We start from the raw sequence: 19,394 nt of genomic DNA, 5'->3' as shown, positions 1-19,394 counted from the left end.
GAATTAAACATTGAACTTATTAAGTTGGAACAAAAGATGAAGGTTAGAAATATTTTAAGTAAAAGTGCTGTTCTGACTGCGCAGGATAATCAACTGTGCATCGCTGGTGATGAGGTGGAGCGCAAGGTAATAACGAATGTTCTTTATCAGTTGTACAAGGTGCGTAACAGTGCCGTTGTGATTGATATGGAGGCCATTACTTTGACACTGCACGAGGGTTCATCTTTTTATTATGTGCACAAGCCACTCAGCGAGAAGCTAAGTAAGCTGGTAAAGATCTTTCATCAAGACGCCAATGCGAAAATTACAAGTGCTGATTTTGAGGTCTGGATGGATGCCGGGAGTGACGGTGACGCTGACAATGTAGTGAGACAAATCGAGTATTTTATGCATGCACGAGCCAACCGTGAGCAGCTCAGGGAGGCCAGTGAACAAACGGGGGGTGCCATCCGCACGGAGGCTGATGAAGCCAGTTATGCTCAATGGCTGCGCTTTCATGGGTTGAACGTTCCGACGAACGTCGAACAGTTTATTCAACTTCTCACTTTTTTACAGTGGGAGTTCCGTCCCTCCCATCGAATCGACAAATATTGGGAGCAAATCAATGGGCACACCGGAAACTCCGTTGCACTGACCGCCTCTCAATGCCAGGAAATTCGTGCATTGACTGCTTCGTTCGTTCCCGGGGGCAAGAATCTTCTTGAAACGTTGTATGAAAATGTCAAACCCGTCTTATACGATGCTGTTGATTGGGAGAATGCTGACGGCGTTATTACGGAACTGGTGCACCATGATTTTTCCTACGCACTTGCCAAAAAGTACGTGAACGCTTTGGGTTGGTGGGGCGCGCGAACTGGAGAAGTGTTCGATGCCGATGATCTGGCGCAAGTCTTGTTTACGGCGATCATTCTTCAGCTAGATCCGCAGGTTGGCGCCGTCGAACAACGAAACGTTATTGCTGGCTATAACATTTATGCTTCGAACGTTGCTGTTGATAAGCCTCTGGAGAATATCCGTCAAGGATTTGAACAACATCTGGTCAATAGCAAAAAGGTCTCTCGCAATCTGGCTCCTTTGGCGTCGCATTTGTTGTTGTCGTCCACAGCGCCCGGCTTGCTGGTGAAAAGCGTTCCCTCTTGGCTGATGGTGGGCTCGATCGCCTGGGTCACTTTTTTCCAGGCTGTCAGCGTGATTGAATTGATCGCGGCTGGGGCTTCACGGTTCCTTCATTACGAAGACGTCATGCAGTTCGCCGAACTCGCTACGGTGAGTACCGCGCTGGATCAACTTCAAGGCATGGCGGCGATAGAAGGTGTGATTGACTGGGGCCTAATCAATGAAGTTATTTCCTATGACAATCTCAAATCATCCACCGCTGATGCTGTTAGAACCAGTCTGGCTGCTTATCAAGCGCATATAGCAACGATGGTTAATGGTGCCAAGGCATTTTCTACACCGGTACCGAGTCGGAAAAAACTTGCGCTGGCCGCTCTGGAAAGTGCAGTGCCGGGTTGTGACTTTCTTGAGACGCCGCTACTGCGACCTGCCCCTTACTCTGCGATGAGGGTGTCAATGCTCGATTTGCATATTGAAGGTCTATTAAGTTCCGGAGAGTGGGACTGGAACAAGACTCCGCACATCCTTGGTGAATATCCTCAACTTACCGGGTTGGTGCGCAATCAGGATGTTTTTGAAGCTGAAGTCCGTGCCTATCATGGCAATATTCATCGAGCGATGGCATCCAACATAAAGCTGGCATTGGCAGGCATGCCCCGCCAGGATCGAGATGTTTTCGGGAAGAGCAAAATTACTTTCTTTACCGTCCGTGAACCGGTGGTTGAAACCATTTATCCGGAGAAAGGTAATTTCAACCTGATAGGTGTCGCTAACAAGGGAGCGCAACAAGTAGAGTTGCAGGGTAAAAAAGATCAGGCGCGAGGCCGGTTTGCAGTGATCATGATTGCCTCTTACGGTAACAATCAGACGCTCTGTTATGAATTATTCAGCCTGCTGGGCGAGTGCCGAAGAAACGATGCACTCGGTAAACTAGTCCTGGAAACCAAGAAAATGGGGATGCCGGCATGGCTGGAGATGAAAAGAAGCCCCAATGATGCACAGTCTCCATTGCCTGAAACTCATAATGTTCCAACTGACCTTGAAAGTTACACTCAGGGCAAACGTCCGCGCCCCAATGCTTGCGATAAGATGGTCATAGAAAAACTGGGTACCCTTGCAGCACCTGCATCCGCTACTGAAGACAAGCACAGTCTTTATCAGTTTTTCATGAGTCCTCATATAGAGAATATTGCAAAATTCGTTGTCACCCATCGCCCCGTCGGAAGCGTCAGTGAACTGGTTGAAGCGTTTACTGAACTCACAGATAAAGAGCGAATTGCGAAAACGACTGATGAGGTGCTGCAATATGTTGCCGACTTGATTGTGCCTTTCAAAAAATGCATTGAAGACCTGGCTTCAGGTGATCGAAATAAAGTGGTCGATGGGGTTTATGCGTGTTCGATGGACGCGATCGGAATTTTCTTTGCGGTCTTAAGCGCTCCGGCAAAACTATTGAGCATTGCAGCAAAGAGTGCCTCGCTGGCAGCCAAGCTCGCGAGTGGCATAAAATTTGGCCTCCAGTTGACTATTTCGACATTAAATCCAATCGATGGCATACCCACCGCAGGATTCAAGGCTACAAAAGCACTCCTGAAAAGTGGACGTACTGGATGCTTGAAATTGGTGGACTCGGCGACATCCCAGTTGTACCGGTTAACCGGTCGACGTCAATCCGTGGATTTCCTGCAACTGGCCAGTCTGCCTCAGGTTGGGCAAGGCAAGTGGCGTCCGCGTGGCAGCACGGTGGATGCAACGAATGTTTGCGCTTTGAAAAAAAATGAACAGTGGTATGGCATCAGCAGCCGCGGTAATCCTTGGGGTAAACAGCTGGACGGCTTCGAACTCAAAGGTGCATTTGCAGTACCCAGTGTCCGGCCCGAGGCTTACACCAGTCATATTATTCAGCACGGCCTGTCCAAGGCGCATGAAAAGGTTCAAGCCGCCATTTCTGTGTTGGGAACGCCGGCGCATAAGCCCCGGACTGACCTGACGATCGGGCTGTTTTTTGGCACAACGGATAGAGGTCGCGATAGCTTTTCAGTGGCTTTGGCTGCGATCCGAGTGGATCTCGGCGGCACGTCGATCAGTAATTTCGTCCTGGATAGCGCCAAGGTCGACAATCAGATCATGCAAGTCGAACAGAGCCAGTACAACGAGTGGAAAAAAGCCGGCCTGAATGATCGGGAAAATGTTCAGTACTTGACCATCAGCAATCAGAATCTGAATGATCGGTTTAATGCTGCGGGTTTCAGCTACGGAGAAGTGGCCGATGATCTGATCCATGAAATGCTCCGTGCAGGAGCAGGAAAGGGTGAGCGCGTGATCGCCAAGGCCACATTGCGCAACAAGTTACCCGTTCTGGACGTAGCGCCGTTACTGAATCTGGCAGCAGGTCGTTTGCCGAAGCCGGATGGGACTGGCGGCTATTACAATCGTGACGAGGCTCTAGTTAATGCGGACTCTTTTGCGATTGTGACTGCACTGCTTAGCCAGATGGAAACGAACCCCGACAAATACGCCAATAACATGAATATCGTGGAGGCGGCCGTTAAAGGCAGTGCCGGCCGAACCATTGATGGTGAGGTCTTGATCAACCTGAATTTCGATTGATCTGCAGCTATGCCGCAGGCTTGCCTGAGGCATTTGCTTTCGCCCATTAGCTACGGCTTTTTATACACTGAGCTCAGGCCGATCCCGAAACTGCTCCAGCGCTTCGGGATTGGCCAGGGCATCGGTGTTTTTCACCGGCCGCCCATGTACCACCTCGCGCACGGCCAGCTCCACAATCTTGCCGCTGATGGTGCGTGGAATGTCCGTGACCGCAACGATCTTCGCCGGTACATGCCTTGGTGTGGTGTTGGCGCGGATCATCTGACGAATGCGCTGCTGCAGCGCCTCATCCAGTGCCATCCCTTCACGTAAGCTGACAAACAACACGACCCGCACGTCATCCCGCCACTGCTGACCGATGGCGACGCTGTCGAGCACCTCGGCGACTTTCTCGACCTGTCGATAAATCTCCGCAGTACCGATGCGCACGCCGCCGGGATTGAGTACGGCATCTGAGCGACCGTGAATCATCATCGCGCCATGAGGCAATTGTTCGGCGTAATCGCCCTGCGCCCAGACACCGGGGAAGAGGCTGAAATACGATTGGTGCAGTTTTTTTCCGTCCCCGTCATTCCAAAGGCCGATCGGCATCGCCGGGAAGTGCCGGGTGCAAACCAATTCGCCTTTCTCGCCGATCAGCGCTTTGCCGGCGTCATTCCAGACTTCAACCGCCATGCCCAGGCTCTTGCCCATGATTTCGCCACGACGCACTGGCGACAGTGGGTTGCCATTGACGAAACAGGAAACGATGTCGGTGCCGCCGGACATCGAGGCCAGGCATACGTCGGTTTTGAAGTCGCGGTAGACGAAGTCATAACTCTGTGGCGACAGCGCCGAACCGGTGCAAAGCAGGGTTTTCAGGTTGCTCAGGTCGTGGCTTTCGCGAGGTTTGACGCCGCTGCTCTCCAACGTTGCGAGGAACTTGGGGCTTGTACCGAAGACGCTGACACGTTCGTCTTCGAGCAGGTCCGGCAAACGTTCCGGGCCCGGATGAAACGGCGAGCCGTCGTACAGCACCACGGCGCTGCCGACCGCCAGTGCCGACACCAGCCAGTTCCACATCATCCAGCCGCAGGTGGTGTAGTAGAACAATCGATCTCCAGGGCCGAGATCGACATGCAGTCCGTGTTCCTTGACGTGTTGCAGCAACACGCCGCCGGTGCTGTGCACGATGCACTTTGGCACGCCGGTGGTGCCGCTCGAATACAGCACGTACAGCGGATGAGCGAACGGCACCGGGACGAAACGCGGCTCGTCGCCGAGCAGGTAAAAGTCGTCCCAGAGCGTGACTTCGGCGTGCGTCTGATAGTCCTCAGCGCGAGCCCGTGGACGCGCGTACGGCACGATGACCAGATGTTGCAGCGACGGCAGTTGCGCAAGGATTTCGTTGATTTTCGTTGTTTGATCGATCTCTTTACCGGCGTAGCGATAGCCTGCGCAGGTGAGCAGCACTTTCGGTTCAATCTGGCCGAAGCGGTCGATCACCCCGTGGGTGCCGAAGTCTGGCGAAGAGCACGACCAGATCGCCCCGAGGCTGGTGGTGGCCAGCATCGCTATCAGTGTCTGCCAAGTGTTGGGCATACACGCGGCGACGCGGTCGCCGAGGCCGACGCCCGCCGCTTGCAGGCTGGCTTGAAATCCGGCGACGTGTTGGGCCAGTTCGGCCCAGGTCAACTGTTCACGTTGGCCGTTTTCCGCCACGGCGACGATTGCTACGGCATCATCGCGGCGACGCAAAAGGTGTTCGGCGAAGTTCAGGGTGGCGCCCGGAAACCACTCGGCGCTGGGCATTTGCGCGCCTTCGCGCAGCACGGCATCGGGCTGGGTATGGAACCGGATATCGAAAAAATCGACGATGGCCTTCCAGAACGCTTCGCGCTGATCGATGCTCCATTGGTGCAGGGCGGGGTAGTCGTCCAGTTTCAGTGAATGGCGCTGATTGGCGAAACGGCGGAACGCGTCCATGCGCGAATCGGCGATACGTTTGGCGTCGGGTTGCCAGAGGATGTCGGACATTGTTTGCCTCTTGTTTTCTGAAGGTAGCGCGGCTTATTGCGCCAACCACCCACCATCAATATTCCACGCCGCGCCGCGCACCTGGCTGCCAGCCTCGCTGCACAGGAACAACACCAATTCACCCAAATGCTGGGGCGTGACGAACTCCAGCGATGGCTGCTTCTCGGCCAGCAAATCATGCTGCGCCTGCTGTGGGTCAACGCCTTTGGCCGCGCGGTCATCGATTTGCTTTTGCACTAGCGGCGTCAACACCCAGCCCGGGCAGATAGCGTTGCAGGTGACATGACTGGTCGCGGTTTCCAGGCCGACCACTTTGGTCAGGCCGATCACCCCGTGCTTGGCCGCCACATAGGCAGCCTTGCCGGTCGACCCGACCTGGCCATGTACGGACGCGATGTTGATGATGCGCCCCCAATCTTTGGCACGCATGCCCGGCAAGCTCAGGCGAGTGCTGTGAAACACCGAAGACAGGTTGATCGCAATGATCGAGTCCCAGCGCTCGACCGGGAATTCTTCCACGGCAGCGACATGCTGGATGCCGGCGTTGTTGACCAGAATGTCGACGCCACCGAATTCGCGTTCGGCGTAGGCGATCATGTCGGCAATCTGTGCCGGGTCGCTGACATCGGCCGGATGATGGCCGACCTTACCGCCGAATTGGCCGACTTCGGCGATGACTGTGGAGGCATCACCGAAACCGTTGAGGATCAGGTTGGCGCCAGCCTTGGCCAGGCTCAGCGCGATGCCCAGACCGATGCCGCTGGTTGATCCGGTCACCAGTGCGGTCTTGCCCGAAAGAGTCGTCATGAATACCTCACACAATGCCAGTGGCGTAGAAAGTGCCGATCACTACGAAAACCGCCAGGGTCTTGATCAGCGTAATACAGAAAATGTCTTTATAGGCTTCACGGTGCGTCAGGCCGGTCACGGCCAACAGCGTGATCACCGCACCGTTGTGCGGCAGGGTGTCCATGCCGCCGCTGGCCATGGCGGCCACGCGGTGCAGCACTTCCAGTGGAATATTCGCTGCGTGCGCGGCGTTGATGAACTGCTCGGACATCGCCGCCAGCGCAATGCTCATGCCACCCGACGCGGAGCCGGTGATACCCGCCAGCAGGGTGACGGTGATGGCTTCGTTGACCAGCGGATTGGGGATCTGCTTGAGCCAGTCGGCCAGCACCAGAAAGCCCGGCAGCGAAGCGATCACTGCACCAAAACCATATTCGGAAGCGGTGTTCATCGCAGCGAGTAACGCGCCGCTGACCGCGCTTTTGCTGCCTTCGGCCAACTTGCTGCGAATCGCCTTAAACCCGAACACCAGCACCATCAAGATACCGATCAGCAGCGCGGCTTGTACCGCCCAGATCGCCGTCAGTTTGGCAATTTCGGTGGTCACTGGTGTAGCCATGCCTGGCAGCGCGAGGCTGTGGGTCTTGCCGTACCACTGCGGAATCCACTGAGTGAACAGCAAGTTCATGATGCCCACCGCCAGCAATGGTGACAGCGCAATCCACGGGTTGGGCAGCTTGAGGTCTTCAGCCGTTTCCGGCTCATTGCGCAACGCGGTGCCGTAACCTTCACCGGCACGCTGGGCCTTGTTGCGTTGGCGCTGCAGAAACAGCATGCCAGCGCAGAACACGAAAATCGTGCCGACCAAACCCAGCCACGGCGCCGCCCATGCGGTGGTGTTGAAAAAGGTGCTGGGGATGATGTTCTGGATTTGCGGCGTGCCGGGCAGGGCGTCCATGGTGAACGAGAACGCACCGAGGGCGATGGTCGCCGGGATCAGGCGCTTGGGAATATTGCTCTGACGGAACATCTCCGCCGCAAACGGATAAACCGCAAACACCACCACGAACAACGAAACGCCGCCGTAGGTAAGCAGTGCGCAGACCAGCACGATCACCAGCATGGCCTGCTGGGTGCCTAACAGGCGAATGGCCGCCGCGACGATCGATCGCGAGAACCCCGACAACTCGATCAACTTGCCGAACACGGCACCGAGCAAAAAAACGGGGAAGTACAACTTGATGAAACCGACCATTTTTTCCATGAACACCCCGGTAAACGCAGGGGCTACGGCGGAAGGGTCGGTGAGAAGGACTGCGCCGAGGGCGGCAATCGGGGCAAAGAGAATAACGCTGTAGCCACGGTAGGCCGCCAGCATCAGCAACGCGAGGGCTGCCAAGGCAATGATCACACTCATGGTGTGTCTCTCCAGAATTGTTATTTTTGTGGATGAAGCGGGTGTGGGAGAGGCTATAGCGAGTTTTGTGCCAGGTTCGTAACGTATTGAAATATATGGATTTAATGAGTTTTCATGACGATGAAAACAGTATTTTGTCTCTGTTTAGAGATTTTTATGGGGTGTGCCGGTGTCTTCGCTGGCAAACCAGCTCGCACAGAAACTGTGATAACCCCGCGGGAGCTGGCTCGTCAGCGATGCTTTTGATTTTGTCTTTAGTTAGAGAGTTAAGTCTCTCTATTGAGACTAAGTGATGCCCAGCGCCAGCATTTTCTTGTACAACGTCGATCTTCCAAGCCCCAACCGCGCTGCCGCCTCCGGCACGTTGCCCGCGCATTGCGCCAGGGCAGATTGAATCAACTGCCGGTCAAACCGTTCTCGCGCCTGAGCGAATGTTTCCTCGGTCAGCGCTTCAACCGTCGGCGTCGTCGCACGTTCAACCGGGGTAAACGTGCCGATAGCCGCACGAATGTCACTCTGCGTCAGCATCAAGTCATCACTGAGCAACGCCGCCCGTTCCAGCACATTGCGCAACTCGCGAATATTGCCCGGCCAGGCATGCTGCCCCAGTAATGCCAATGCTTCGCGGTGCAGTTCATGCTGACTGCGCAGCTCTTCGAGAATGGCTTCGCTGAGCGCGGGCAAATCGTCGAGTCGTTCACGCAGCGGCGGCACCTGGATCGGCAGCACGTTGAGGCGGTAATACAAGTCAGCGCGAAACTCGCCGCGCTTGATCGCTGCTTGCAGGTCGGTGGAGGTCGCGGCGATCACCCGCACATCGCTTTGGATCACTTCGTTGGAGCCTACCGGCTCGAACTCCTTTTCCTGCAACACCCGCAGCAATTTGCTTTGCAGCGGCAGCGGCATGTCGCCAATTTCGTCGAGGAACAACGTGCCACCCTGAGCGATTTGCAGCTTGCCGGTGCGGCCCTTACGGTCAGCTCCGGTGAATGCGCCTGGGGCGGTGCCGAAAAACTCCGCTTCCAGCAGCGCCTCCGGAATCGCCGCGCTGTTGATGCTGACAAAGGCCTTGTGTGCACGGGGTGATGCGCTGTGAATCGCCTGAGCCAGCAACTCCTTGCCGGTGCCGGTTTCACCGAGCAGCAAGACGGGCGAGTCAGCACTGGCGCTGCGCCTCGCACGGCGTTTAACTTCGAGGCTGGCAGCACTGGTGCCGATGAAATGGGCGAAGTTGTATTTGGTCTGACGTGCGCGCAGCAGTGATCGGGTCGAGGCGAGTTCTTCCTGCATGCTCAGGTAGCGCTTGAGCATCGGTGACAGCGTGCGCAACTCATCGAACAGGGCGAAGCCTATCGCGCCGATGACTGTGCCAGCGTCGTCGTGAATCGGCAGACGCATTACCACCAACGGTTCTTTTGGCGTGTCTTGCATGTCGAGCAAAATCGGCCGTCCGGTGCGCACCACTTCCCGCAGGAGGCTGCCGGGAATCACGCTTTCACAGGGCTTGCCGATGGCCCCTTCGGCCGACTCCAGGCCAAAACGGCGGGCGTAACGTTCGTTCATCCAGACAATGTTGGCATCGCGATCAACAATCACCGTGCCTTCGCTCGATTGCTCGATGATCTCGAACAGCGAACGGATCGCCAGGGTGCGAACCCGTTGGTAGTCCTTGAGGCTTTCGGTGGTGTTCATGTGCAGACTGATCCTGATTGTGTGTTGCCAGTACCGGCCCTTTCGCGGGCAAACCCGCTCCCACAGGTTTCACGGGCGTTCACAAATTATGTCTACAACAGAAGACTCTGTGGGCGCTGGCCTGCCAGCGATGTTCTAGATACGGTTTCAAGGCGTGCGGCGATTATGCCTACCTCGAATGCGCCGCCGCCAACAACTCTTGGGTGTACGGATGCTGCGGCGAGTCAAACACCTCATGACTGGCGCCGCGCTCGACCACTTTGCCGTCCTTGATCACGATCATGTCGTGGGCCAAGGCGCGGACCACCGCCAGGTCGTGGCTGATGAACAGATAAGTGAGTCCGTACTTTTCCTGAAGATCGCGGAGCAGGGCGACCACTTGTTTCTGCACCGTACGGTCCAGCGCCGAAGTCGGTTCATCCAGCAGGATCAGCGCCGGTTTCAGCACCAGTGCGCGGGCGATGGCGATGCGTTGGCGTTGCCCGCCGGAAAACTCGTGGGGATAGCGATGTCGGCTCTGCGGGTCGAGACCGACCTCCTTGAGCACGCGGATCACTTGCTCGTCGCATTCATCAGCGGTGGATTCGCGATGCACCTCCAGGCCTTCGCTGATGATCTGTGCCACCGACATTCGCGGGCTGAGGCTGCCGAACGGATCCTGAAACACCACCTGCATCTGCCGGCGCCAAGGTCGTAGCTGCTTCTGATTGAGGCCGTCGAGTGCTTCGCCCTGGAAGCGGATGCTGCCTTCGGAGTCGAGCAAACGCAGGATGGCCTGACCCAGCGTCGACTTGCCCGATCCGGACTCGCCGACGATCCCCAGCGTCTTGCCGCGCTGGATGTTCAGGCTGATACCGTCTACCGCACGCAGATACTGTTTGCGCTGAAACAGCCCGCCACCGACGACAAACTCAACCCGCAAATCTTTGACTTCCAGCACATTCTCGCGCTCATCCCTAGGCAGTGCTTCACCTTCGGGCTCGGCGTTGAGCAGGATGCAGCTATAAGGATGTTTGGGCTCGTTGAACAGGGTTTCGCACGGCGCCTGCTCGACGATCTCACCGGCCTTCATTACGCAGACGCGCTGAGCAATGCTGCGCACCAGGTTGAGGTCGTGGCTGATCAGCAACAACGACATGCCCAAACGTTGTTGCAGGGATTTGAGCAGCACAAGGATCTTGCGCTGCACGGTGACGTCGAGGGCCGTGGTCGGCTCGTCGGCAATCAACAGTTCCGGTTCGCACGCCAGGGCCATGGCGATCATGACCCGCTGCCGCTGCCCACCGGACAACTGATGCGGATACGCCTTGAGCCGCTCTTTGGGTTTCTGGATGCCCACCAGTCCGAGCAGTTCGAGAATGCGTTTTTGCGCCGCTTTACCACCGAGGCCGCGATGCAGCAGCAGGGTTTCGCCAATCTGCTTTTCGATGGTGTGCAATGGGTTGAGCGAGGTCATCGGCTCTTGAAAAATCATGGCGATGCGGTTGCCCCGCAGTTCACGCAGAACCTTGGGATCAGCGCCGATCAGTTCCTGTGCGCGATAGCGAATGCTGCCGGTGGTTTGCGCCTCAGAATCGGGGAGCAATTGCAGAATCGAATGGGCGGTTACCGATTTGCCCGAGCCCGATTCGCCAACCAGCGCCAGGCACTCGCCGGGGCGGATGTCCAGACACAGGTCGCGCACCACGGTCTGACCCTGGAAGGCAACGTTGAGGTTTCGTATTTCAATCAGGTTGTCAGTCATGGTCACGCTTCAGGATCGTGGGTCGAATGCGTCGCGTAACGCTTCGCCGATGAACACCAGTAGGGAAAGAATCAGCGCCAGGGTGAAAAACGCCGTCAAGCCCAGCCACGGTGCTTGCAGATTCTGTTTGCCTTGACCGATCAGCTCGCCCAGCGAAGCACTGCCGGCGGGCATGCCGAACCCGAGGAAATCCAGTGCAGTGAGCGTGGAAATCGCCCCGGTCAGAATGAATGGCAGATAGCTGAGCGTGGCATTCATGGCGTTGGGCAGAATGTGCCGGACAATCACCTTGCGGTCACTCAAGCCCAACGCGCGCGCAGCTTTGACGTATTCCAGATTGCGTCCGCGCAGGAACTCGGCACGCACCACGTCGACCAGCGCCAGCCATGAAAACAGCGCCATGATCCCCAGTAGCCACCAGAAATTCGGCTCGACGAAACCGGAGAGGATGATCAGCAGGTACAGCACTGGCAGCCCGGACCAAACCTCGAGCAATCGTTGTCCCAGCAGATCGACCCAACCACCGTAGTAGCCTTGCAATGCGCCAGCCGCAATACCGATCAATGCGCTGACAAACGTCAGCATCAGCGCAAACAGGATCGACACCCTCGCGCCGAAAATCACCCGTGCCAAGACATCTCGAGCCTGATCGTCGGTGCCCAGCCAGTTGACCGATGTCGGCGGACTTGGCGCGGGTTTGTCGAGGTCATAGTTAGGCGTGTCGTCACTGAACGGGATCGGCGGAAACAGCAACCAGCCGCCGTCCTTGTGGATCAGGTTCTGTACATAGTCGCTGCGATAATCGGCCTGGAACGGCAGTTGCCCGCCGAACGCCTGTTCGGTGTGGCGCTTGAATACCGGGAAATACCATTGGCCCTGATAGCTGACCACCAGCGGCTTGTCATTGGCGATCAGTTCGCCGCCCAGGGTCAAGATAAACAGACCGATAAACAGCCATAACGACCACCAGCCACGACGGTTTTTCTTGAATCGCTCGAAACGGCGACGACCCAGCGGGGAGAGGTTGAACATCAGGCGTTCCTCGCCGAAAAATCGATGCGCGGATCCACCAGCGTGTAGCACAGATCACCGATCAGTTTTATCAAGAGGCCGAACAGGGTGAAGATGAACAGCGAGCCGAACACCACCGGATAATCCCGCGAGACAGCCGCTTCGTAGCTCATGCGGCCGAGGCCGTCGAGAGAAAAGATCACTTCGATCAGCAGAGAACCGGCGAAGAACACGCTGATAAAGGCCTGGGGAATGCCCGACACCACTAGCAGCATCGCGTTACGGAACACATGCCCGTAGAGCACCCGGCGCTCGCTCAGGCCTTTGGCCCGGGCGGTGACCACGTATTGACGCGTTATTTCATTGAGGAACGAGTTCTTGGTCAGGATCGTCAATGTTGCGAATCCACCAATCACCAGCGAGGTCACCGGCAACACCAGATGCCAGAAATAGTCGGTGACTTTGCCCAGTGTCGACAGCGATTCAAAGTTGTCCGACACCAACCCGCGCACCGGGAACCAGTTCAGCGAGGTGCCACCGGCAAACAGCACGATCAGGAACATCGCAAACAGGAACGCCGGCATTGCATAGCCGATGATGATCGCCGTGCTGCTCCAGATATCGAAATGACTGCCGTGGTGCACGGCTTTGCGAATGCCCAGCGGGATCGAAATCAGATAGGTGATCAGCGTCGCCCATAGCCCGAGGGAAATGGTGACCGGCATTTTTTCCAGAATCAGGTCGGTGACCGTGGCACCACGGAAGAAGCTTTTGCCGAAATCCAGTTGCGCGTAGTTCTTGAGCATCAGCCACAGACGCTCAGGGGCCGGTTTGTCGAAGCCGTACTGTTTTTCAATGTCCTTGATCAGTTGCGGATCGAGGCCTCGGCTGGCGCGTGAAGTGCTCATGGTTTCGCTTGCGCCGCCACCGACGTTGCCGCCACCGATGCCTTGCAGATGGGCAATGGCCTGTTCGACCGGGCCGCCGGGCGCGGCTTGAATGATCACGAAGTTGACCAGCAGGATGATCACCAGCGTCGGAATGATCAGCAGCAGGCGCCGCAGTATGTAACCCCACATCAGTGCGGCCCTCCGGGTCTGGCGCGTGTGATTTTTTCAGCGGTCATCTGTTGATTGGTCAACGGTGTCCTGCTGATTTCCCACCAGCTCTCGATGGCTTCGTCATTGCTGGCCTGAACCGATGGAATGCCGAAACGATTCCACCAGACTGTCGACGTTCCCGGCGGGTAGTAGTTGGGAATCCAGTAGTAGTTCCATTGCAGCACCCGGTCCAGCGCGTGGGCGTAGTGCAGCATGTCGGATTGGGTCGTGGCGCGAATCAGACCGTTGATCAGCGTGTCGACCGCCGGGTTCTTCAACACCATGTAGTTGTTGGCCCCCGGATCGTTGGCCGATGCTGAGCCGAAGTAGTTGAGCAACTCGCCACCAGGAGACGTGCTGACGGGATAACCGGTGACGATCATGTCGTAGTCGCGGCTCATCAAGCGGTTGACGTATTGCGAAGAGTCGATGCGACGGATGTTGAGGTCGATGCCGATCTGTTTGAGCGTGCGTTTATACGGCAGCAGCAGGCGATCCATGCCGTTCTGGCTGACCAGAAAAGTGAAGCTGAGCGGCTCGCCCTTGGCATTCACCAGTTGATCACCATCGGGCCTCCAGCCGGCCTGCTCCAGCAATTCGAGAGCTTGCAACTGTTTATCACGGATTATTCCGCTGCCATCGGTTTTCGGCGCTTCGAAGACCTTGTTAAAAACCTCGTCGGGAACCTGTGCGCGTAGCGGTTCAAGAATCTTCAACTCAGCCGCATCTGGCAACTGTCGGGCCGCCAGGACAGTGTTGGAAAAATAGCTCTGCTGGCGGATGTAGAGGTTGCGCATCATCTGCCGGTTGCTCCACTCGAAATCCCAGAGCATGGCCAGCGCCTGACGCACGCGACGATCCTGGAACATCGGTTTTTGCAGGTTGAACACAAAACCCTGAGCAGATTGCGGTGCCTCGGTGGCCAAATGGGCCTTTTGCAGGCGCCCGTCGCGCAGGGCAGGGCTGTCATAGCCGATCGAGTAGCCGGTGGCGGAGAACTCACGGTTGTAGTCATAGGCGCCACCGCGCAGTACCTGGCGGGCGACGTCGGTGTCGCCGAAGTACTCGATGCTGAAGTGGTCGAAATTGTAGAGGCCGCGACTAACCGGCAGATCTTTGCCCCACCAGTCGGGATTGCGCTCGAACGTGATGCTGCGCCCTGAGTCGACTTTACCGACCCTGTAAGGGCCGCTGCCCAACGGCGGTTCATATCCGCCACCGCCGGCGAAGTCACGACTCTTCCACCAATGCTCGGGAAAGACCGGCAGGGTCGCGATGTCCAGCGGCAGGGTGCGGTTTTCGTTGTTTTTGAAATCGAAACGTACCGTCAGCGGAGCTTCCACGTCGACGCCTTTGACGTCGGCGAACTGCGTGCGGTAGCGCAGGCTGCCCTGAGTCATCAATAGATCGTAGGTGTAGCGCACGTCTTGGGCAGTGATCGGTTTGCCGTCGGCGAAACGTGCCTTGGGATTGATGAAGAAGCGCAGCGACAGGCCGTCGTCGGAGCGCTCGATCTTTTGCGCGACCAGACCGTAGACGGTGTACGGCTCATCCATCGAACGCTGGGCCAGCGGCGAATACAGAAGGCCGTCAATCTGGGTGACGCCGATGCCTTTGTCTATATAAGGAAGGATATGGTCGAAATGGCCGATCTCGATCGCCGAGCGGCGCATCGTTCCACCTTTGGGGGCCAGTGGGTTGGTGTAGTCGAAATGACTGAAATCGGCAGGATATTTGGCGGGCTCGCCATACACGGTAAGCGCATGTTGCGGTGTAGCGTTCACACCCACGGCGCCGGACAGCAGGGCGAGGGCGGTGAGCATCAAAGTGGGGAAAACCAGTCGCATTGTCAGCCTTGGAACCGGGTAATCGATAAGCGCAAGTTGTACGCGAGAGGCGCATCAGTCGCCAGCCGTATGTGTAACTGAAACACAACGGCCCGCCAAGAGGCGGGCCGTTGAACAACAATCAGGCGACGGATCAGTCCTGACGGCTGGTGACTTCCAGCAGGTGATAACCGAACTGGGTTTTCACTGGGCCTTGCACAGTGTTGATCGGCGCGCTGAATACCACGGTGTCGAATTCCTTGACCATCTGGCCAGGACCGAACGAGCCCAGATCGCCGCCCTGACGGCTGGACGGGCAGGTGGAGTTGGCTTTGGCGACTTCGGCGAAATCAGCGCCGCCTTCGATCTGGGTCTTGAGTTCGTTGCACTTGGCTTCATCGGAAACCAGGATGTGGCGGGCAGTGGCTTTAGCCATGAGAAAACTCTCCAATCAATTTCAGTAAAGTGTGGAGCCTACCGGATTCAGTGAGCGAATTCTCGGCAAAGTTCCGTTCGGTTGTCGGCGTTTTGATTACAGATTCGCCGCTCGCAGGCGCGAGGCATGTTCAACGTAAAGCTCAATCGGGTCTAGCGGCACGGTGATGCTGCCGGCAGGGCGGCGCAGGGTGCCCAAGTGATCCAGGGGATAGTCGGAACGGATCACCTGACCCAGGTGAGAGCTGAAACGTCCGACGAAGCCGTCATTGTGTTCTCCTTCAGTCATGAAATATTGCGACAGCGCTCGGCAAACGCCTTGAACCGGGTCGAGAGTTGGCAAGCCGGCTACAGGCAGGACACCGCTCCAAGAGTAATAATGCACACCATTGACTTGGGCCGGGCCGTGCCCGCCCCAAGTGGTGGGCAGTCCCTGCGGAAACTTGTCATTGAAATCGCCCACGCCCTCGGTTGTGAGTGCATTGAGCGCCGCCAATGCGCTCTGCGGCAGCGTGACATTACCGCTGAGCAACGAAATAAAGTCGGCAAACAGTGTTGCCACGTTCTGTGCAACGGCTTCCGGTAGCCGGCCTGGAACCAGTGCCTTGCGCAGGAAATCAGCCAGTTCCGACCCGTGGTTCGGGCCGCTGACCGACGTCACCGAGGCTACCGCGTGTGGCGCGAGCGCCGCAGCGTATCGAGCAGCCAATGCTCCCTGGCTATGCCCTATGAGGTTGACTTTGCTGGCGCCTGTGCCTCGCCGGACACGATCAATCTGGGTAAGCAGTTGCTCACCCCTCACTTCGTTGTTGTAGGTGGCGGAGAGGTGCGGAACGAACACTCGGTTGTTAGCCGTTTTCAGAGCGTCCTTGACGTCATGAAACAGCTCGAAATGGCCGATACGTTCGAACCCGAACAGGCCGTGCACCAACAGGATGGGATAACGAGTTGTAGCATTCCGTTGCATGTTCTTACCTTTTCTCAGAAGTTCATCGGGAAATCTGTGGGCCACTCTAAAACACACAACTCGTTGAAGAAGTACGAAGAGGCTTCACTAGGCCGTTGAATCTGGACTAGAGGGCGTACGAAGTTTCGGATGTTTATGAAATCCAAATCGGAAGTTCTGGCCGTCTTCCGCCTGGCAGAAGTTGATTTTGCGTTACTTGCCTACCGCAGTTGCGGCTTTTGCTCTATGGCTGCGACGTATTGGGCTGATAGCAACGGGATGAGCAATCGCGTTCAATGTTGGCTGTCGACGCCGTCAATGAAGGCAGCGTTATGTCCAAGGAATGGAGCTACGAATGAACACTCATGAAATCGAGTTTTGCTACCGGATGCGTCACCACGCCAGTCCCGGTACGACTAATGAACTGTTGCCTGCAGCAATGCTCGATTCTCTGGAGGGGGCCGTGCTCGATCCTTCGCTAAGCGAAGTCGTCATACGTATCGCGCCCTATGCAAATATGGCGAGTGGGGATCAGTTGCTGTTGAACTGGGACGGTCTGGATATCGAGGGCTTTGCTTATCAACACGAAATGGTCCGCTTTGTCAGCGAAGCCCAGGTAGGCAAAGACGTCATTTTCGTCGTCAAAGGTATGCACATCGCAGCACTGGATGGCGGTTCGCTAGAGGTCTACTGGACACTTGTCAGCGCAGGCCTGTCTGAACCTGCATCGTCTGCCCGTTTGCAGTTGACTGTGGGGGATGCGCGAGCGCAGTTGCTGGCTCCCTATATCGCAGGCGCTGTTGGCGGAGCGCTGGATCCGGCGCTCGCGATGGAAGGCGCGCTCATCAGTCTCCAGCCTTACGCACGGATGACCGCAGGCGATCAGGTGACGTTGCTATGGTCTGGAGACGCATCAACGCTATCGCTCAAGGATCGACTGAAGGTCGAAGCCTTCGCTGTCGCAGACATCCTGTCATTCTGGGTTGCTCCTGAATACATCGCAGCACATCTCGGTGGCGAGGTGACAGTACGCTATCGAGTCGAGCAAATCAGTGGAGCGGTGCGCGAATCGGAGCCTGCAAGAGTGCTCATCACCCCGTTCGTGCATGGCGAACTGGATGCGCCCGATGTGCTTGAGGCTGATGACGGGGTGCTGTCGACGGAAAATTCAATTGACGGTGTCACCGTGGTGATCGGCAATGCCCGGACACAAGAGGGTGAGTTGGTCTACCTCAAGTGTGATGGTGATTTTTTCAATCATCGGGATGACCGTGAAATCACTCGGGAAACCGCTGGCAAACCGTTGATTTTTATAGTGCCCCATCGTTTCTGGCGCGAGCATCTAGGCTCGACCGTACGGGTTGCCTATTCGGTCGAGCGGTTGGACGATGTCAGTCATGAGTCTGCGGCGACACAGGTGCGCGTAGAGACATAACTGCGACGCGGCCAGCCCTCCGGTTTTGATTGAGCCGGAGGGCAAGGTTGCAATCAGCCTCTGGCTTCGGCGCCAAGACGCTCAGCCGCATCGAGCAGCAATCGTTCCGTGGCGCTGAAACCGAGGCAGCCATCAGTGATCGAAACGCCGTAGCGCAACGATGCATTCAACGGCTGACAGCCTTCGAACAGATGAGACTCCAGCATCATGCCGATCAGGGAGCTATCGCCCTGCAAGCGTTGTTCAAGCACTTCGTTGAAGACGCCTGGTTGACGCAGCGGATCCTTGCCGCTGTTGGCGTGACTGCAATCGACCATGATCCGGCTCGGAATTTTCAAACGTTTCAGGTCGGCGTGAATGCTTGCCACGCTATCGCGATCGTAGTTAGGCCCCTGATGGCCACCGCGTAACACCAAATGGGTATCTGGGTTGCCGGTCGTCTGAATAATAGCCGGATGCCCTTGGCTGTCGACCCCGAAGTGTCGATGTGGGTGGGCTGCCGAACGCATGGCATCCACAGCAACGGCCGCGCCACCGTCGGTGCCATTCTTGAAGCCTACCGGCATGCTCAAGCCGCTGGCCATCTCGCGATGAATTTGTGATTCCGTCGTCCGCGCGCCAATAGCAACCCAACTGAGCAGATCGTCGAAGTATCCTGCCGCCATGGGCTGCAACAGTTCGGTAGCCACGGGCAACCCGAGGCGGATCATTTCCAGCATCAGTCCGCGGGACATCGTCAGGCCGCCGGCCATGTCGTCACTGCCATCCAGGTTCGGGTCGTAAGCCAAGCCTTTCCAGCCGACCGTAGTACGCGGTTTTTCGACGTAGGCACGCATCACCAGCAGCATTTCGTCGCTGACGTTTTCAGCCAGACGGGCGAGTTTGCCCGCATATTCAAGGGCGGACTCAGGGTCGTGGATGGAGCAGGGGCCGACGATTACCAACAGACGCTGGTCTTCGCCATTGAGGATCGCGCGAACCGCTTGGCGGTGGGCGGCGACCTGTCGGCTCAAGGCATTGCTCAGGGGCAATTGCTGTTTGAGTTGCAACGAACTGGGCAGACGCAGGGTCAGTGCTTCGTTGGCAGAATCGAGGGACAGTGGCAGAGCAGAAACGGACGAGTTCATATGTGTTCTTCCTGGGCTGGCGGCGGTTCTTCCCGCTCGCTCGGCCCTACTGGGGTGTTCGACAATTGGCCGTATTGGCTATGTGTGCGTGTTTGCCACCTGTAGGTGACCGATCGGAGGCGGCAGGCTG

13 protein-coding genes are annotated in these 19,394 nt (G+C 56.9%); 2 read left to right on the top strand and 11 right to left on the bottom strand.

Going from position 1 to position 19,394, the window contains the following annotated elements; translation table 11 throughout:
• Positions 1 to 36 precede the first annotated feature (36 nt).
• Positions 37 to 3,726 (top strand): hypothetical protein, encoded by a 3,690-nt coding sequence (locus ACIOU6_RS00925; protein ID WP_401133036.1) that lies wholly within the window; start codon positions 37 to 39, stop codon positions 3,724 to 3,726.
• A 60-nt stretch (positions 3,727 to 3,786) separates the two neighbouring features.
• Here the strand turns inward: ACIOU6_RS00925 and ACIOU6_RS00920 are convergent, their stop codons facing one another.
• From ACIOU6_RS00920 to ACIOU6_RS00875, 10 genes are all read right to left on the bottom strand, one after another.
• Entirely contained in the window at positions 3,787 to 5,742 is a 1,956-nt protein-coding gene (locus ACIOU6_RS00920; RefSeq protein ID WP_401133033.1) for an acetoacetate--CoA ligase, read from the bottom strand.
• Between the two features lie 33 nt (positions 5,743 to 5,775).
• Positions 5,776 to 6,549 carry a 3-hydroxybutyrate dehydrogenase gene (gene hbdH, locus ACIOU6_RS00915; protein WP_401133031.1) on the bottom strand — a complete coding sequence of 258 codons (774 nt, stop codon included), beginning with the start codon at positions 6,547 to 6,549 and terminating at the stop codon, positions 5,776 to 5,778.
• A 7-nt stretch (positions 6,550 to 6,556) separates the two neighbouring features.
• The gene (locus ACIOU6_RS00910) at positions 6,557 to 7,948 is read right to left on the bottom strand and encodes a GntP family permease (RefSeq protein WP_221729646.1); all 1,392 of its coding nucleotides are present in this window, start codon (positions 7,946 to 7,948) and stop codon (positions 6,557 to 6,559) included.
• A 285-nt stretch (positions 7,949 to 8,233) separates the two neighbouring features.
• Positions 8,234 to 9,640 (bottom strand): sigma-54-dependent Fis family transcriptional regulator, encoded by a 1,407-nt coding sequence (locus ACIOU6_RS00905; RefSeq protein ID WP_221729647.1) that lies wholly within the window; start codon positions 9,638 to 9,640, stop codon positions 8,234 to 8,236.
• A 169-nt stretch (positions 9,641 to 9,809) separates the two neighbouring features.
• On the bottom strand, positions 9,810 to 11,384 hold the full coding sequence (locus tag ACIOU6_RS00900; RefSeq protein ID WP_221729648.1) for an ABC transporter ATP-binding protein: 1,575 nt from the start codon (positions 11,382 to 11,384) through the stop codon (positions 9,810 to 9,812).
• A gap of 9 nt (positions 11,385 to 11,393) precedes the next feature.
• Positions 11,394 to 12,416, bottom strand: a complete 1,023-nt coding sequence (locus ACIOU6_RS00895) for an ABC transporter permease (protein WP_221729649.1) — start codon at positions 12,414 to 12,416, stop codon at positions 11,394 to 11,396.
• Positions 12,416 to 13,474, bottom strand: coding sequence for a microcin C ABC transporter permease YejB (locus ACIOU6_RS00890; RefSeq protein WP_401133027.1), 1,059 nt, complete (start codon positions 13,472 to 13,474; stop codon positions 12,416 to 12,418). The genes ACIOU6_RS00895 and ACIOU6_RS00890 overlap by 1 nt, the downstream gene beginning before the upstream one ends.
• The gene (locus tag ACIOU6_RS00885; protein WP_221729651.1) at positions 13,474 to 15,342 is read right to left on the bottom strand and encodes an extracellular solute-binding protein; all 1,869 of its coding nucleotides are present in this window, start codon (positions 15,340 to 15,342) and stop codon (positions 13,474 to 13,476) included. The genes ACIOU6_RS00890 and ACIOU6_RS00885 overlap by 1 nt, the downstream gene beginning before the upstream one ends.
• A 133-nt stretch (positions 15,343 to 15,475) precedes the next feature.
• On the bottom strand, positions 15,476 to 15,757 hold the full coding sequence (locus ACIOU6_RS00880; protein WP_401133025.1) for a peptidylprolyl isomerase: 282 nt from the start codon (positions 15,755 to 15,757) through the stop codon (positions 15,476 to 15,478).
• 96 nt (positions 15,758 to 15,853) lie between these two features.
• On the bottom strand, positions 15,854 to 16,723 hold the full coding sequence (locus ACIOU6_RS00875; RefSeq protein WP_401133023.1) for a lipase family alpha/beta hydrolase: 870 nt from the start codon (positions 16,721 to 16,723) through the stop codon (positions 15,854 to 15,856).
• 334 nt (positions 16,724 to 17,057) lie between these two features.
• On the opposite strand from ACIOU6_RS00875, the gene ACIOU6_RS00870 reads away from it, so the two are divergent.
• Positions 17,058 to 18,137: a hypothetical protein gene (locus ACIOU6_RS00870; RefSeq protein ID WP_401133020.1), complete on the top strand. Its 1,080-nt coding sequence runs from the start codon at positions 17,058 to 17,060 to the stop codon at positions 18,135 to 18,137.
• A 53-nt stretch (positions 18,138 to 18,190) separates the two neighbouring features.
• On the opposite strand, the gene ACIOU6_RS00865 is transcribed toward ACIOU6_RS00870, so the two are convergent.
• Positions 18,191 to 19,264, bottom strand: coding sequence for a 3-deoxy-7-phosphoheptulonate synthase (locus tag ACIOU6_RS00865; protein ID WP_401133017.1), 1,074 nt, complete (start codon positions 19,262 to 19,264; stop codon positions 18,191 to 18,193).
• Between the last annotated feature and the right edge of the window lie 130 nt (positions 19,265 to 19,394).

The sequence above is a fragment of the Pseudomonas sp. NPDC087615 genome (assembly GCF_044743445.1).
GTDB classification, from domain to species: domain Bacteria; phylum Pseudomonadota; class Gammaproteobacteria; order Pseudomonadales; family Pseudomonadaceae; genus Aquipseudomonas; species Aquipseudomonas baetica_A.
This window is presented reverse-complemented; position numbering and strand designations above follow the sequence as displayed.

Coding starts and splice junctions, on each gene's coding strand:
- ACIOU6_RS00925 (WP_401133036.1), top strand. CDS start 37: ATGAAGGTTAGAAATATTTTAAGTAAAAGTGCTGTTCTGACTGCGCAG.
- ACIOU6_RS00920 (WP_401133033.1), bottom strand. CDS start 5,742: ATGTCCGACATCCTCTGGCAACCCGACGCCAAACGTATCGCCGATTCG.
- hbdH (WP_401133031.1), bottom strand. CDS start 6,549: ATGACGACTCTTTCGGGCAAGACCGCACTGGTGACCGGATCAACCAGC.
- ACIOU6_RS00910 (WP_221729646.1), bottom strand. CDS start 7,948: ATGAGTGTGATCATTGCCTTGGCAGCCCTCGCGTTGCTGATGCTGGCG.
- ACIOU6_RS00905 (WP_221729647.1), bottom strand. CDS start 9,640: ATGAACACCACCGAAAGCCTCAAGGACTACCAACGGGTTCGCACCCTG.
- ACIOU6_RS00900 (WP_221729648.1), bottom strand. CDS start 11,384: ATGACTGACAACCTGATTGAAATACGAAACCTCAACGTTGCCTTCCAG.
- ACIOU6_RS00895 (WP_221729649.1), bottom strand. CDS start 12,416: ATGTTCAACCTCTCCCCGCTGGGTCGTCGCCGTTTCGAGCGATTCAAG.
- ACIOU6_RS00890 (WP_401133027.1), bottom strand. CDS start 13,474: ATGTGGGGTTACATACTGCGGCGCCTGCTGCTGATCATTCCGACGCTG.
- ACIOU6_RS00885 (WP_221729651.1), bottom strand. CDS start 15,342: ATGCGACTGGTTTTCCCCACTTTGATGCTCACCGCCCTCGCCCTGCTG.
- ACIOU6_RS00880 (WP_401133025.1), bottom strand. CDS start 15,757: ATGGCTAAAGCCACTGCCCGCCACATCCTGGTTTCCGATGAAGCCAAG.
- ACIOU6_RS00875 (WP_401133023.1), bottom strand. CDS start 16,723: ATGCAACGGAATGCTACAACTCGTTATCCCATCCTGTTGGTGCACGGC.
- ACIOU6_RS00870 (WP_401133020.1), top strand. CDS start 17,058: ATGAACACTCATGAAATCGAGTTTTGCTACCGGATGCGTCACCACGCC.
- ACIOU6_RS00865 (WP_401133017.1), bottom strand. CDS start 19,264: ATGAACTCGTCCGTTTCTGCTCTGCCACTGTCCCTCGATTCTGCCAAC.